We start from the raw sequence: 15,585 nt of genomic DNA, 5'->3' as shown, positions 1-15,585 counted from the left end.
CGACGACGTCGCCTACAGCGGCAGACGCGGCCTCAACAGATGCGCGACGAGTCCCGTCCACCCGGTCTGGTGCGACGCCCCGAGCCCCTCACCGGTGTCGCCGTCGAAGTACTCGTTGAACGTCGGGTGCACGCTCCACAGCGGATCGTCGGTCGATTCGATTCGGTCACCGTCGGCCGGTCGTTTGCCGTCGACGGGGCGGAACAACGACGCGAGGCCGTCGTCGATCAGGTCGGCAGCCTCGGTCAGGGTGCGGTGATTGCCGGAGCCGGTGGGAATTTCGATCGTGAACGAGTCGCCGTAGTGCCGGCCGTAGGCGCGCAGCTTGTCCGCGAGCAGCACGTTGACCGGGAACCAGATGGGCCCTCGCCAGTTCGAGTTGCCGCCGAACATTCCGGTTCTGGACTCGCCGGGCTCGTATTCGATCGACACGTGCCGTCCGTCGATCTCGTAGGTGACGGCGTCACGATAGGACGCCGACAACGATCGAATCCCGTACTGCGACAGGAATTCTTCGGAATCGAACATGCGGGACAGCACACGCTTCAGACGTTCGGGTTCGACGAGCGACAACAGCACACGCACCTCGTCCCCGTCCTTGCGGGCGAGCAAGGGGCTCACCATCTCCGGCCTGCGCTGCTGAACCCACCGCAATCGAGCGGTCAGATCAGGACATTCCTTCTCGACCCACGACGGAATCTCCGTGGCGCCGAGGATCGGAAGCAAACCGACCATCGATCGCACACGCATCGGCGTCGCATCACCCTCGGGCGGTACGAGAACGTCGTAGAAGAAACCGTCCTCGTCGTGCCACAGCGAAATATGTTGTGAACCGAACGATTTGACCGCACGGGCAATCGACAGGAAGTGCGCGAAGAACTTGGTGGCAGCGTCGTCCCACGCGCGGTCGTGCCGTGCCAGTTCGAGCGCGATCTTGAACATCTGCTGGCAGTAGAACGCCATCCAACTCGTCGCGTCGGACTGCTCGAGCCGGAACCCGGGAGGCAACGGCGCGGACCGGTTGAACAGACCGATGTTGTCCATTCCGAGGAACCCGCCCTCGAAGATGTTCGACCCCTCCGAGTCCTTGCGATTGACCCACCACGCGAAGTTGAGCAGCAACTTCGTGAAGACCCGTACGAGAAACTCGCGATCGCGGTAGCCGTCGATACGGTAGACATGCCATGCCGCCCACGCGTGTACGGGCGGGTTGACGTCGCCGAATTCCCACTCGTACGCCGGCAGTTGGCCGTTGGGATGCATCGACCATTCGCGGCACATGAGTACGAGCTGTTCCTTTGCGAAGTCCGGATCGACGTGCGCGAGCGGAATGGTGTGAAAAGCCAAGTCCCACGCGGCGAACCACGGGTACTCCCACTCGTCGGGCATCGAGATCACGTCCGCCAGGGCCAGATGCTGCCAGCGCGAGTTACGCGCGCCGGTGCCGCGGCGCGCCTCGGGAGACGGCTCGCCGACCTTGTCTCCCTCGATCCATTGCTCGACGTCGTACCGATACAACTGCTTCGTCCAGAGCAGACCGGCGTACGCGCGACGCGCCACGTGGCGGTCGTCGTCGGAGAGGTCGGGCCCGATGACGGCGCGATAGAACTCGTCCGCCTCGGCGCGCCGGTCGGCGACGACGGCGTCGAACCCGCGGCCGAACGTCTGCTCGTCCGGGGCGGCGGTCGACAAGCGCAACTTGACCTCACGGGTCTCTCCGGGTGCGACGTCGTCGAGGCTGTACCAGAACGCCGATTTCGTCCCGGTCTGCTCGGGATCGACCGCGCCCTCGTCCCCGTCGACGACGCGTCGGCCGATTCCGTCCTTGCTGTAGGCGCTTCGATTCTCCTGCCCCCACAACGCGGCCGCGTTGGTGTCGTTGTCGCAGAACAGAACCCGAGGTCGACCCTCGGCGGCGAGGTAGTAGCGGCCGAGAAATCCGTGCTGCGCCTCCACTGCTCGTACGGCCCCGGACTGCAGATGCGACGGATCGACCTCGTCGAGCGTGCCGCGGCGCTCGTCGCGTCCCCACGCCCACGTGTTTCGGAACCAGAGGTGCGGCAGTAAGTCGACCGACGCCGCGTCCGGTCCGTGGTTGGTCACCGAGATGACGATGCAGATGTCGTCGGGTGACGCCTTCGCGTACGTCACCTGGACGTCGAAGAATCGGTTCTCGTCGAGAATTCCGGTGTCGGACAGCTCGTATTCGCGATCGTCCCGTCCGCGGCTCGCGTTCTCCTCACGCAACTGCTGGTACGGGTACTCGGCCTGCGGGTAGCGGTAGAGCCACTGCATCCAACTGTGCGTCGGGGTGCCGTCGACGACCCACCAGTACTCCTTGGCATCCTCCCCGTGGTTGCCCTCGCCGTTGGTCAGACCGAACAGGCGCTCCTTCAGAATGGGGTCCTTGCGATTCCACAGCGCGAACGCGAAGTTGAGGAATCCGAAGCGATCGCTGATCCCGCCGAGCCCGTCCTCGCCCCATCGGTACGCCCGAAGGTGCGATTGATCGAACGGAAACGACTGCCACGCGTCGCCATCCGCCGAATAGTCCTCTCGGACAGTGCCCCATTGACGTCCGGCGAGGTACGGTCCCCACTGGCGCCACGGCCCGCTCACTCCGGGCGATTCTGCGAGACGTGCATGCTCGACGGAGGGCGGTGCGGCAGGAGAGTCAGCGGCGTCTGTCACGCGTCCAGTGTGCTATCTCGACGTCTCGATCGCACGCCGACCCGATCGCTCAGGCCCCGAACCACCTTGCCGCCGCTGGTGAGACGTTGTGCCACACGTGTTTCGCTTCGCGGTACTCCGCCAGACCGGTCGGACCCAGTTCGCGACCGGTGCCCGAGCGTTTGAACCCACCCCACTCGGCCGCGGGAGTGTAGACCCCGAAGTCGTTGAGCCACACCGTTCCATGCCTCAGCCCTCGCACGAGGCGTTCGCCGCGGGCAGGATCCGCCGTACGAACACCCGCTGCGAGACCGTACTTCGTGTCGTTCCCGAGTCGGAGCGCCTCGTCCTCGGTGGAGAAACGTTCGACGGTCAGAATCGGTCCGAACGTCTCTTCCTGCACGATGCGCATCGTGCGATCGCACCTGTCGAAGATCGTCGGCAGGAAGTAACTGCCGTCGGCAAGCGCCTTCTCGTCCGGCCGCGATCCACCGACGACGAGTTCGGCCCCCTCCTGCACTCCGAGGGCGACGTAGTTCTCGACCTTCGTGCGATGCGCTTCGGACACGAGCGGGCCGGTTTCACTGGTCGGATCCAGCCCAGGACCGACCTTGATCCGGCGTGCCCGTTCGACGAGCGATGCGACGACGCGGTCGGCGATGCTGTCCTCGACTATCAGCCGTGTCCCCGCAGAACACACTTGCCCGGAATGCAGGAACGCACCGGTGAGCACGTGATCGACCGAAGTCGAGAAGGATTCGGGATCCGACGCCGCATCGGCGAACACGATGTGGGGGTTCTTCCCGCCCAACTCGAGAGCGACTTTGGTGACGTTCTCGGCAGCCGCGACGGCGATCGCGCGACCGGTGGCGAGCCCGCCGGTGAACGAGATGAAGTCGACGTCGGGATTCGACGTCAGTGCGTCGCCGATGTCGGCGCCGCTCCCCTGCACCAGAGCGACCACACCGTCCGGCACGCCCGCTTCCTGCAGGAGACGGACGAACGCGATGGTGCTGAGCGGTGTCACCTCGCTGGGTTTGAGCACCATCGTGCATCCCGCCGCGAGCGCGGGCGCAACCTTCCAGGAGATCTGCAGGAGCGGGTAGTTCCACGGCGCGATCATCACGCATACGCCGATCGGCTCGTGGACCACTCGCGAGACGACGTCGGTGCGCCCGACCTCGACCGACCGGTCGGGGTCGACGCGCGCGAGGTCGGCGTAGTAGCGGAAGACCGCCGTGACGTCGTCGATGTCGATACGGCTCTCGGCCAAGGTCTTGCCGGTGTCGATCGTCTCGATCCGGGCGAGCTGTTCCCTGTCCCGCTGCAGCAGATCGGCCACCCTGGACAACAGCAGTGCTCTCTCCGACGCGGATCCGGTGGCCCAGACGCCGTCGTCGAACGTTCGGCGTGCCGCCGCTACGGCGCGACGCGCGTCGTCCGGCGAGGCTTCGTCCACTGCGACCACAACGCGACCGGTTGCGGGATCGACGACATCACGTGTGCGGCCGTCCGACGCACCCGACCACGTTCCACCGATGAACAGCGAGGGTCGAAGATGCTCGAACTCGTGTGCCACGTTGCGCCTTCCGCCGGGAGTCGATCGCACTCACGGTAGGCCACCGGCGGTCCGGTAGTGGACGACGGAGTCAGGAACAGGCTGCGAGCAGCGTCGCGACGTCGGCGTCGTGGAGTCCCTCGGGCGGCGAATCCTGCAGCAGGATCTCGCGGAGCCGAGTGACGAAGCCCTCCCGGCTGATGCCGAATTCGGTGAGCACGTCGTCGTCCGGTCCGTCGACGTGCGGGAACTGTCCGGTCTCGAGATCGAGCATTCGCATTCCTTCGACGCCTCGTCGGTCAGGTGACCCCGGGGCGGTATCGAGTCGGGGGTTGCCGATGCCGCACTCCGGAGTCGAGAAGTTCATCGACCCCTCCGCACCCGACGTTACAGATGCCCGCCAAGTGGAACGATCACGAAAATGACACGAAACGGATGCATCCCGGTTTCGGCGTGCAGTTCTCGTCGTGTCCACCCTCGCGTCACACCGAGTTTCACCGACCGACCGCTGTGGTCATTCGGCGACGCGACCGGGAAAAGAGGACGTAGCATCCCACTCGTGACCGCCCCGTTGCGCATCCTCGTCTACAGCAGCAACACGAACACGCGCGCGGACGTGACGACGGCAATCGGAACCCACCCGAACCCGTCGCTGCCCGCGTTGGAGTACATCGAGGTCGCCAGTCGGCCGATGGTGGTGCACTACCTCGACCGCGGGGGCATAGACCTCGCGATTCTCGACGGCGAAGCGGCACCCGCAGGCGGGATGGGCGTCGCGAAGGAGTTGAGGGACGAGCTCACCGACTGTCCCCCACTCGTCGTTCTGACGGGTCGTCCCGACGACGCATGGCTCGCGGAGTGGTCCGGAGCCGAAGCGGCGGTTCCGCATCCGATCGATCCCTTCGTGCTCACCGAGACGGTCGTCGGCCTACTGAGCCACTGACCGAAAGCCTTTATCGGCAAACGTTTCCCGGTTCGAGCGCACCTCACTGGATACAAGATCGACTTTCTCGCCCGACACACCTGTCTCGCACACCGAAAATCGAGACAACTCGGGGTGCGACACCGGTAGGCTGTGTTTCAGTTCACATTTTCTAACGGTCGAGTAACTCTCGCCGACAGCGTCAGCACTGCCCACAAGGCACGACGACAGAGGTGACACGCAGATGAACGAGTACATCCCCGTTCTCGCCCTGGGTGCAGTCGCTGTCGTGTTCGCGGCCGTGTCCGTGGTCGTCGCTGCAGTCGTCGGACCGAAGCGATACAACCGGGCCAAGCTCGACGCCTACGAATGCGGCATCGAACCGACTGCGCAGCCGATGGGCGCCGGTCGCTACCCCGTCAAGTTCTACCTGACGGCCATGCTGTTCATCATCTTCGACATCGAGATCGTCTTTCTGTACCCATGGGCGGTTCATTTCGACGCGCTGGGCCTGTTCGGGCTCCTGGCCATGGGGATGTTCATCGTCAGCGCCGCGGTGGCGTACGCCTACGAGTGGCGACGGGGCGGCCTGAGCTGGGACTGAACGCCTTCCGATCACCACGCACCGAGCAGGAGGATCTGATATGGGTCTCGAGGAGAAGCTGCCGAGCGGCTTCCTGCTGAGCACTGTCGAGTCTCTCGCCGGCTACGTGCGAAAGGGATCGCTGTGGCCCGCGACGTTCGGTCTCGCCTGTTGCGCGATCGAGATGATGGCGACCAGTTCCGGTCGCTTCGACATCGCGAGATTCGGCATGGAGGCGTTCCGCGCCTCACCGCGGCAGGCGGATCTGATGATCGTCGCGGGCCGCGTCAGTCAGAAGATGGCCCCGGTGCTGCGCCAGATCTACGACCAGATGGCCGAGCCCAAATGGGTTCTCGCCATGGGTGTCTGCGCGTCGTCGGGCGGAATGTTCAACAACTACGCCATCGTCCAGGGCGTCGATCACGTGGTTCCCGTCGACATCTACCTGCCGGGATGCCCGCCGCGGCCCGAGATGCTGTTGAACGCGATCCTGATGCTGCACGAGAAGATCCAGGACATGCCGTTGGGCGCCGACCGCGACACCGTCGCGCGCGCAGCCGAGGCCGCCGCGCTGGCGTCGAAGCCCACGATCGAGTCGAAGGGGCTGCTGCGGTGACGGCCGATCGACGAGGAATGTTCGGTGTTCGCGGTACCGGTGACACATCTGGATACGGAAGACTGGTACGGCCGACGCACGTGGTGGGCAGCTCCGCCCGACCGTACGGCAGCTACTTCGATTCCGTTGCAGACGAATTGGAGCAGCGCCTGCCCGAGCGTGGGCTGTCGTTCGACGACGCCATCGAGAAAGTCGTGGTCTTCCGCGGACAGTTGACGCTGCACGTCCGACGCGAGCACCTCGTGGCGGTGGCGACGATGGTGCGCAACGAGCCGGCACTTCGCTTCGAGATGTGCCTCGGAGTGAGTGGTGTCCACTATCCGCAGAACTCGGGCCGCGAGTTGCACGCGATCTACCCGTTGCTGTCGATCACGCACAACCGCCGCATCAGGCTCGAAGTGTCGGTGCCGGAGTCGGATCCGCACATCCCGACGCTCGTGGGCGTCTACCCGACCAACGATTGGCACGAGCGCGAAACGTACGACTTCTTCGGCATCCAGTTCGACGGTCATCCGTCGTTGACGCGCATCGAGATGCCCGACGACTGGGTCGGCCACCCGCAGCGCAAGGACTATCCGCTCGGGGGAATTCCGGTGGAGTACAAGGGTGCCAGCATCCCGCCACCCGACACGCGACGGGGGTACAACTGATGACCGACATCGCACGACACGACAAGTCCTTCACCGTGTCCGGGCAGGACTGGGACGACATCGTCGCGGCAGCGGCCGAATCCGCAGGCTCCGCCTCGGAGGAACGCATCGTCGTCAACATGGGACCGCAGCATCCGTCGACGCACGGTGTTCTCCGGTTGATCCTCGAGATCGAGGCGGAAACCGTCACCGAAGCCCGATGCGGAATCGGCTACCTGCACACCGGTATCGAGAAGAACCTCGAATTCCGTACCTGGACACAGGGCGTCACGTTCGTCACCCGCATGGACTATCTCTCGCCGTTCTTCAACGAGACGGCGTACTGCCTGGGCGTCGAGCAACTCCTCGACATCACCGACGACATTCCCGAGCGGGCCACCGTCGTTCGAGTGATGCTGATGGAGCTCAATCGCATCTCCTCGCACCTCGTGGCGCTGGCCACCGGCGGCATGGAACTCGGAGCCGTCACGGCGATGCTGTTCGGGTTCAGGGAACGAGAGCTGATTCTCGACGTCTTCGAGATGATCACCGGTCTTCGCATGAATCATGCGTACATCCGGCCGGGAGGGCTGGCGCAGGACCTTCCGGAAGGAGCCGTCGAGAAGGTACGTGAGCTGACGAAGGCTCTACCGATCCGGTTGCGCGACATGTCGGATCTGCTGAGCGAGAACAAGATCTGGAAGGCCCGTACGAAAGGAATCGGCTATCTCGACCTGACGGGCTGCATGGCGTTGGGCATCACGGGTCCGATGCTGCGCTCGACCGGTCTCCCCCACGATCTGCGTAAGTCCCAGCCGTATTGCGGCTACGACACGTACGAGTTCGACGTCCCCACCGACACCGGCTGCGACGCGTACGGCCGATACCTCGTTCGGATCGACGAGATGACGCAGTCGCTGCGGATCGTCGAGCAGTGCCTGGATCGCCTACGTCCCGGCCCGATCATGGTGGAGGACAAAAAGATCGCGTGGCCCGCCGACCTGTCCGTCGGCAAGGACGGGATGGGCAGCTCGCCGGGGCACGTACGCGACATCATGGACACGTCGATGGAATCGCTGATCCACCATTTCAAGCTGGTGACCGAGGGATTTCGGGTGCCCGAAGGGCAGGTGTACGTCGCCGTCGAATCTCCGCGCGGCGAGCTCGGCGTTCACATGGTCAGCGACGGCGGTACACGCCCGTTCCGAGTGCACTACCGGGACCCGTCGTTCACCAACCTGCAGGCCGTCGCGGCGACGTGCGAGGGCGGCATGGTCGCCGACGTCATCGCCGCGGTCGCCAGCATCGACCCGGTCATGGGCGGGGTGGACCGATGAGCGATCCCGTCTTCGTCCGTCTCGCGACCCCACCCGCGCCGTATCCCGACGACGTCCGCGCACGCCTAGACCGGGACGCCGACCGCATCATCGCGCGGTATTCGCCTCCCGAACAACCCGATTCGAGAATGGCGCGGTCTGCACTGCTGCCGCTTCTGCACCTCGTGCAGGCGGAAGAGGGCTACGTCAGCCCGACCGGGATCGACTTCTGCGCGCACCGACTCGGCCTCACCGGCGCCGAGGTCGCTGCGGTGTCGACCTTCTACTCCATGTACCGGCGCGAGCCCACGGGTGACTATCTCGTGGGGGTCTGCACCAACACGCTGTGCGCCGTGATGGGCGGCGACGCCATCCACGACGCGCTGCGCGAGCATGTACCCGACGACGATCCCCTGGTCACGGTGACGCACATCGAGTGCAACGCCGCGTGCGACTACGCGCCGGTGGTCATGGTGAACTGGGAATTCTTCGACAACCAGACGCCCGAATCCGCGCGTGCCGTCGTCGACGACCTCCGATCCGGCCGCGAGGTGGTACCGACGCGGGGCGCGTCGCTGATTCCGTTCCGTGAGACCGAACGAATTCTCGCGGGTTTCCCCGACGACCGGCTCGGCGCGGTGCAGGCAGGCGGACAACCGGGGGCGCCCACACTGGCCGGCCTACGCGTCGCGCGCGACGAGGGCATGACCGCACCCGATGCGCCCGAGGCGACCGACAGCGGATCCGCACCGCTCGGCTCCGAGGACGCCGCCGCCGCCGAGACGACGAAGGACAAGCCCGCACCTGCGCCGTCGGCATCGGTACCGCCGGAGAAAGGACGTTGACGTGCCATTGACTCCGGTGCTCAGCCGCTACTGGGACGATCCCGAATCGTGGACGCTCGACACGTACGAGCGTCACGACGGTTACCGAGGCCTGCGTAATGCACTCGCGATGCCCGAGGACGACGTCATCGCTCTGGTGAAGGACGCCGGTCTGCGCGGTCGAGGTGGCGCTGGTTTCCCGACGGGGATGAAGTGGAGCTTCATCCCTCAGGGCGACGACAAGCCGCACTACCTGGTGGTCAACGCCGACGAATCCGAACCGGGTACGTGCAAGGACATGCCCCTGCTGCTCGCGACACCGCAGGTGTTGCTCGAGGGAATTGTCATCGCCGCGTACGCCATTCGTGCTCATCGGGCGTACATCTACGTTCGCGGCGAAGTGGTCCCGGTGATCCGGCGCCTGCACGCCGCCGTCGCCGAGGCGTACGACGCGGGCTATCTCGGCAAGAACATTCTCGGAACCGGCTTCGACCTCGACGTGATCGTTCACGCAGGTGCGGGCGCCTACATCTGCGGCGAGGAGACCGCGCAGATCGAGTCGCTGGAGGGTCGACGCGGCCAGCCTCGCCTGCGTCCGCCGTTTCCCGCGGTCGCCGGGCTGTACGCGTGCCCGACGGTCGTCAACAACGTCGAGTCGATCGCGAGCGTCCCGTCCATTCTGCGCAGCGGCGTCGACTGGTTCCGATCGATGGGCTCGGAGAAGTCGCCCGGGTTCACGTTGTATTCGTTGTCGGGTCATGTGACAAGGCCAGGACAGTACGAAGCACCGCTCGGGGTGACACTTCGAGAACTGCTCGGATACGCCGGAGGCGTGCGGGCAGGTCACAGTCTGAAGTTCTGGACGCCAGGAGGGTCGTCGACGCCCATCCTCACCGAGGAACACCTCGACGTCCCGTTGGACTACGAGGGCGTCGGCGCGGCGGGATCGATGCTGGGCACCAAGGCATTACAGATTTTCGACGACACCACGTGCGTGGTGCGGGCAGTACGTCGCTGGACCGAGTTCTACGCCCACGAATCGTGCGGAAAATGCACACCGTGTCGCGAGGGCACGTATTGGCTCGTACAGATCTATGCACGGCTCGAGACGGGCCTCGGAACGGCCGAGGATCTGGACACGTTGCTCGACATCTCCGACAACATCCTCGGCCGATCGTTCTGCGCGCTCGGCGACGGCGCGGTCAGTCCGATCACGTCCTCACTGAAGCACTTTCGAGACGAGTACGTCGAACACATCGGCGCACCGTGTCCGTTCGACCCGCACCGTAGCACCGTCATGGCAGGAGCGTTGACATCGTGACCGCCGTGACCGAAACCGTGACCGTCACCATCGACGGCATCGAACTGCACGTGCCCGCAGGCACTCTCGTCATCCGTGCCGCCGAGATGACCGGCATTCAGATCCCGAGGTTCTGCGATCATCCACTTCTCGACCCGGTCGGCGCGTGCCGCCAGTGTCTCGTCGAGGTGGAGGGACAACGCAAGCCACTTGCGTCGTGTACCACGACCGTGACGGACGGAATGGTGGTCCACACCCAGTTGAGCTCGCCCGTCGCCGAGAAGGCGCAGAAGGGCGTCATGGAGCTGCTGCTGATCAATCATCCGCTCGATTGCCCCATCTGCGACAAGGGTGGCGAATGCCCGCTGCAGAATCAGGCGATGTCGTCGGGGCGCTCCGAGTCGCGATTCGTCGACGTCAAACGCACGTACCCCAAACCGATTCCGCTGTCGTCCGAGGTTCTGCTCGATCGCGAACGGTGCGTGCTGTGTGCACGATGCACCCGCTTCTCGGAGCAGATCGCCGGAGACCCGTTCATCGACCTTCTCGAACGTGGTGCGCTGCAACAGGTCGGCATCAACGAGGGCGAGGAGTTCGAGTCGTACTTCTCCGGCAACACGGTGCAGATCTGCCCGGTGGGCGCGTTGACCGGTGCTGCCTACCGCTTCCGCGCCCGCCCGTACGACCTCGTGTCCTCCCCCAGCACATGCGAGCACTGCGCCGGCGGATGCGCGCAGCGCACCGACCATCGCCGCGGAAAAGTGTTGCGACGCTTGGCCGGTGACGATCCCGAGGTCAACGAGGAGTGGAACTGCGACAAGGGTCGGTGGGCGTTCACCTATGCCACCGAGCCCGATCGACTGACCACCCCGTTGATCCGTCGCGGCGGAGAACTCGTCCCGGCGTCGTGGTCCGAGGCCCTCGCAGCCGCCGCCGGTGGTCTCGCGTCCGCAGGCAGCGACGTCGGAGTGCTCGTCGGAGGCAGATCCACCGTCGAGGACGCCTACGCGTATTCGAAATTCGCTCGTGTCGCTCTCGGTACCAACAACATCGACTTCCGTGCGCGCCCGCACAGCCGTGAGGAGACGGAGTTCCTCGCGTCCCACGTCGCGGCCCGGTCGACGGACGTCACGTACAGGCGCCTCGAGCAAGCACCGGAAGTCCTCCTCGTCGGATTCGAACCGGAGGAGGAGTCGCCGATGGTGTTCCTCCGACTGCGCAAGGCCGTCCGCGCGTCGGGCCTGAACGTGTGTGCCATCGCGCCGTTCGCCTCTGCAGGCGTCGTCAAACTGGGAGCGCGGCTGATCCGATGCGTGCCGTCCGGTGAGGCGGAGGTGCTCGACGGTCTGGCGACATCGCAGGAATCGGAGATGACCGCGGCCCCGGGAACCGTCGTCATGGTCGGCGAACGACTCGCCGAATCCCCCGGTGCGCTCTCGGCCGTGGTCCGATTCGCTCGCGCGACAGGTGCCACGATCGCCTGGGTGCCGCGGCGTGCGGGTGATCGGGGCGCACTCGACGCCGGGGCGCTTCCCCTCGTACTTCCCGGCGGCATACCCGTCACCGACGAACGAGGGTCCGCTGGTCTCGCCGCGGCCTGGTCGGTCCCGCACCTACCCACCTCGGCCGGTCTCGACACGACCGGGATGCTCGACGCGGCCGCGTCGGGATCGCTGGGAGCGCTCGTGGTGGGTGGCGTCGAACTGGCCGACCTTCCGGATCCGTCGTCGGCGGCAGCGGCTATCGATGCGTCGCCGTTCGTCGTGAGTCTCGAGATTCGGCGCAGCCGCGTCACCGAACGCGCCGACGTCGTCTTCCCGGTGGCGCCCGTGAGCGAGAAGGCGGGTATCTTCCTCGATTGGGAAGGGCGTCCCCGTCCGTTCGACGTCGCGGTCGCCGGCACGCGTGCCGTCCCGGACGGCCGCGTGCTGCACGCGTTGGCCTCCGAGATGGGTACTCCGATCGGCCTGCCCGACGGCGCATCCTCTCGCGCCGAGATCGCGGCCCTTCCTGCATGGTCGGGCACGCGCCACGCGTCGCCGACCTACCCACCGCACCGAGCGCCGACACCCGGTCCCGGCGAGGCAGTGCTGTCGACGTGGCGCATGCTGCTCGACTCGGGCCGGATGCAGGACGGCGAGCCGCATCTCGCCGGCACGGCCAGGACACCGGTCGTTCGCCTGTCCGCAGGCACCGCTCGCGAGATCGGAGCATCGAACGGCGAGTGGGTGACGGTGACGTCCGAGCGCGGAGCGATCACACTGCCGCTCGCGATCAGCGACCTCCCCCATCGCGTGGTGTGGCTGCCGCGTCGATCGCCGGGCAGCGAAGTCAATGCGGCGTTGGCCGTCGGTAACGGTGCAGTGGTGCGGATCCACGCCGCAAGTGAGGTGACCTAAGTGATCGAAGGATTCGGCGTCGACCCCTGGTGGCTCGTCGTCGCCAAGGCTGTCGCAATCTTCGTGTTCTTGATCCTGACCCCGCTGATCGCAATCCTCGCCGAGCGAAAAGTGATGGCTCGCATGCAGAGTCGGGTCGGACCGAACCGCGTCGGACCTGGCGGCATGTTGCAGAGCCTCGCCGACGGCGTGAAATTGGCACTGAAGGAAGGCATCGTTCCGAAAGGAATCGACAGACCGGTCTACCTGCTGGCCCCCGTCATCGCGATCGTTCCGGCGTTCATGGCGTTCGCGGTCATTCCGTTCGGACCCGTGGTGTCCGTCTTCGGTCACCGAACTCCGTTGCAACTGACCGACTTCTCGGTCGGTGTTCTGTACATCCTGGCCGTCACGTCCGTCGGCGTGTACGGAATCGTGTTGGCGGGATGGGCATCCGGTTCGACCTATCCCCTGCTCGGCGGACTGCGATCGACGGCGCAGGTGATCTCGTACGAAATCGCGATGGGATTGTCCTTCGTCGCGGTGTTCCTCCACGCCGGGACGATGTCGACGTCGGGAATCGTTGCGGCGCAAACGAACACCTGGTACATCTTCTTGCTCTTCCCGTCGTTCGTCATCTATCTGACCTCGATGGTCGGTGAGACCAATCGCGCGCCGTTCGACCTCCCCGAGGCCGAAGGCGAACTCGTCGGCGGCTTCCACACCGAATACTCGTCGCTCAATTTCGCGCTGTTCATGCTCGCCGAGTACGTCAACATGGTGACCGTCTCGGCGCTCGCCACGACGCTGTTCCTCGGTGGGTGGCACGCACCGTTCCCGATCGACCTGTGGGACGGCGCCGATTCCGGGTGGTGGCCGGTGCTGTGGTTCACGCTGAAGGTCTGGGCGTTCCTGTTCGTGTTCGTCTGGCTGCGGGCGACGCTCCCTCGCCTGCGCTACGACCAGTTCATGAATCTGGGCTGGAAAGTGCTGATTCCGGTGTCCCTCGTGTGGATCGTTCTCGTTGCGACCGTCCGCGCCTTCCGCGTCGAGGGCTACGGTTCGTCCGCTGTCGCCCTCGTCGTCGCCAGTGCGATCGTCGCGGTAGCCGTGGCCTACGCCTTCTGGCGCAGGCGCGGTCGTGAGCCGGAACCGGCGCCTCCGACCGGTGAACTCCCCCCGTTCGACCCGATGGCCGGCGGCTTCCCCGTCCCACCCCTGCCGGGGCAGACGGTGCCGACCCCAGAGAAGGAGCGCAGCGATGCCTGATTTCCTTGGCCCCGTCGCAGGATTCGGCGTGACGTTCCGGACGATGTTCACCAAACCCGTCACCGAGTTCTATCCCGAACAGAAGGCGCCGACCGCGGCGCGCTACCACGGACGCCACCGGCTGAACCGGTACGCCGACGGCCTGGAGAAATGCATCGGCTGCGAACTGTGCGCATGGGCGTGCCCGGCCGACGCGATCTACGTCGAGGGTGCGGACAACACCGACGAGGAGCGCTATTCGCCCGGTGAACGGTACGGCGTGGTCTACCAGATCAACTATCTACGCTGCATCGGATGCGGGCTGTGCATCGAGGCCTGTCCCACCCGGGCGCTGACGATGACGAACGACTACGAACTCGTCGACGACAATCGCGCCGACCTGATCTACGAGAAGGATCGTCTGCTGGCGCCCGTCGAGCCAGGCGTGGAACCGGCACCACACCCGATGGCCGACGGCGCCACCGAGGCCGACTACTACCGGGGAGAAGTCCGGTGACCACGTCCACCGCCGAGGCCGTGCAATTCTGGCTCCTCGGCGGTCTCGCGGTTCTGGGCGCGGTGGCGATGGTCTGCGCGACGAAAGCGGTCTACTCCGCGCTTTTCCTCGCCGTCACGATGATCATCCTGGCGGTGTTCTACATCGCACAGGGCGCGATCTTCCTCGGTGTCGTGCAGGTCGTCGTCTACACCGGCGCGGTGATGATGCTGTTCCTGTTCGTGCTGATGCTCGTCGGCGTCGATTCGGCCGATTCGCTGACCGAGACGATGAAGGGGCAGCGTCCTGCCGCCGTCGCCGCGGGAATCGGCTTCGGACTCGTCGTGATCGGGGCCATCGGCAATGCGTCGGTGGAGTCCGGACGTCCGGACTTCGTCGGCATGGAAGCCGCCAACGCAGGCGGTAACGTCGAGGGCCTCGCGGAATTGATCTTCATCCGCTACCTGTGGGCGTTCGAACTGACGGGCGCGTTGCTGATCATCGCGACGATCGGTGCGATGGTGTTGGCGCATCGCGAGCACTTCGAGGAACGCAAGGGTCAGCGCGCACTGTCCGAGCAACGCTTCAAGGACGGCTCGCATGTGACTCCGATGCCGAGCCCCGGCGTCTACGCCCGGCACAACGCCGTCGACTGGCCCGCGCGGCTGCCCGACGGGTCCCCGTCGGAACTGTCGGTCAATCCGATGCATCGAGGGCACCGAGGCAATCCGGACGGGGGCGCATCGTGAATCCCGAGAACTACCTGTATCTGTCGGTGTTGCTGTTCACGATCGGCGCTGCAGGAGTGCTGCTGCGCCGCAACGCGATCGTCGTGTTCATGTGCGTCGAGTTGATGCTCAACGCAGCGAATCTCGCGTTCGTCACGTTCGCTCGCATGCACGGGAACTTGGAGGGCCAGGTGTTCGCGTTCTTCACGATGGTCGTCGCCGCAGCCGAGGTGGTCGTCGGCCTCGCCATCATCATGACGATCTTCCGCACCCGACGGACGGCCTCGGTCGACGACGCCCGACTGCTGAAGAACTGA

The 15,585-nt window shown here is 65.5% G+C and carries 15 protein-coding genes; 12 read left to right on the top strand and 3 right to left on the bottom strand.

What is annotated here, in order from left to right:
- Positions 1-12: 12 nt before the first annotated feature.
- From HQ354_RS08495 to HQ354_RS08485, 3 genes are all read right to left on the bottom strand, one after another.
- On the bottom strand, positions 13-2,691 hold the full coding sequence (locus HQ354_RS08495; protein ID WP_222634574.1) for a glucosidase: 2,679 nt from the start codon (positions 2,689-2,691) through the stop codon (positions 13-15).
- 49 nt (positions 2,692-2,740) lie between these two features.
- Entirely contained in the window at positions 2,741-4,249 is a 1,509-nt protein-coding gene (locus tag HQ354_RS08490; RefSeq protein WP_167676109.1) for an aldehyde dehydrogenase family protein, read from the bottom strand.
- A 70-nt stretch (positions 4,250-4,319) separates the two neighbouring features.
- Positions 4,320-4,595 (bottom strand): hypothetical protein, encoded by a 276-nt coding sequence (locus tag HQ354_RS08485; protein ID WP_243636843.1) that lies wholly within the window; start codon positions 4,593-4,595, stop codon positions 4,320-4,322.
- Positions 4,596-4,787: 192 nt separating this feature from the next.
- Between HQ354_RS08485 and HQ354_RS08480 the strand changes: the two genes are divergently transcribed.
- From HQ354_RS08480 to nuoK, 12 genes are all read left to right on the top strand, one after another.
- Entirely contained in the window at positions 4,788-5,171 is a 384-nt protein-coding gene (locus HQ354_RS08480; protein WP_068429191.1) for a hypothetical protein, read from the top strand.
- 223 nt (positions 5,172-5,394) lie between these two features.
- Positions 5,395-5,754, top strand: coding sequence for an NADH-quinone oxidoreductase subunit A (locus HQ354_RS08475; protein ID WP_068428819.1), 360 nt, complete (start codon positions 5,395-5,397; stop codon positions 5,752-5,754).
- A gap of 40 nt (positions 5,755-5,794) precedes the next feature.
- Positions 5,795-6,349: an NADH-quinone oxidoreductase subunit B family protein gene (locus tag HQ354_RS08470; protein ID WP_068428817.1), complete on the top strand. Its 555-nt coding sequence runs from the start codon at positions 5,795-5,797 to the stop codon at positions 6,347-6,349.
- Positions 6,346-6,999, top strand: coding sequence for an NADH-quinone oxidoreductase subunit C (locus tag HQ354_RS08465; RefSeq protein ID WP_167676111.1), 654 nt, complete (start codon positions 6,346-6,348; stop codon positions 6,997-6,999). The genes HQ354_RS08470 and HQ354_RS08465 overlap by 4 nt, the downstream gene beginning before the upstream one ends.
- Complete coding sequence (gene nuoD, locus HQ354_RS08460) at positions 6,999-8,315, top strand: NADH dehydrogenase (quinone) subunit D (protein WP_167676113.1); 1,317 nt, start codon at positions 6,999-7,001, stop codon at positions 8,313-8,315. The genes HQ354_RS08465 and nuoD overlap by 1 nt, the downstream gene beginning before the upstream one ends.
- The gene (gene nuoE, locus HQ354_RS08455; protein ID WP_167676115.1) at positions 8,312-9,139 is read left to right on the top strand and encodes an NADH-quinone oxidoreductase subunit NuoE; all 828 of its coding nucleotides are present in this window, start codon (positions 8,312-8,314) and stop codon (positions 9,137-9,139) included. The genes nuoD and nuoE overlap by 4 nt, the downstream gene beginning before the upstream one ends.
- 1 nt (position 9,140) lies before the next feature.
- On the top strand, positions 9,141-10,439 hold the full coding sequence (gene nuoF / locus HQ354_RS08450; protein WP_167676052.1) for an NADH-quinone oxidoreductase subunit NuoF: 1,299 nt from the start codon (positions 9,141-9,143) through the stop codon (positions 10,437-10,439).
- A complete protein-coding gene (locus tag HQ354_RS08445) occupies positions 10,436-12,817 on the top strand; it encodes an NADH-quinone oxidoreductase subunit G (protein WP_068428802.1) in 2,382 nt (793 codons plus the stop codon). Before nuoF ends, HQ354_RS08445 begins: the two co-directional genes overlap by 4 nt.
- Positions 12,818-14,065 carry an NADH-quinone oxidoreductase subunit NuoH gene (nuoH, locus tag HQ354_RS08440; RefSeq protein WP_308115150.1) on the top strand — a complete coding sequence of 416 codons (1,248 nt, stop codon included), beginning with the start codon at positions 12,818-12,820 and terminating at the stop codon, positions 14,063-14,065.
- Positions 14,058-14,561, top strand: a complete 504-nt coding sequence (nuoI, locus tag HQ354_RS08435; RefSeq protein WP_068428799.1) for an NADH-quinone oxidoreductase subunit NuoI — start codon at positions 14,058-14,060, stop codon at positions 14,559-14,561. The genes nuoH and nuoI overlap by 8 nt, the downstream gene beginning before the upstream one ends.
- On the top strand, positions 14,558-15,289 hold the full coding sequence (locus HQ354_RS08430) for an NADH-quinone oxidoreductase subunit J (RefSeq protein WP_068428796.1): 732 nt from the start codon (positions 14,558-14,560) through the stop codon (positions 15,287-15,289). The genes nuoI and HQ354_RS08430 overlap by 4 nt, the downstream gene beginning before the upstream one ends.
- Positions 15,286-15,585 carry an NADH-quinone oxidoreductase subunit NuoK gene (gene nuoK, locus HQ354_RS08425; protein ID WP_068428793.1) on the top strand — a complete coding sequence of 100 codons (300 nt, stop codon included), beginning with the start codon at positions 15,286-15,288 and terminating at the stop codon, positions 15,583-15,585. Before HQ354_RS08430 ends, nuoK begins: the two co-directional genes overlap by 4 nt.

The sequence above is a fragment of the Rhodococcus sp. BP-261 genome (assembly GCF_019835205.1).
Taxonomy (GTDB): Bacteria; Actinomycetota; Actinomycetes; order Mycobacteriales; family Mycobacteriaceae; genus Rhodococcoides; species Rhodococcoides kyotonensis_B.
The sequence above is the reverse complement of the archived record's forward strand: the minus strand, read 5'-3'. Positions and strand labels throughout refer to the sequence as shown.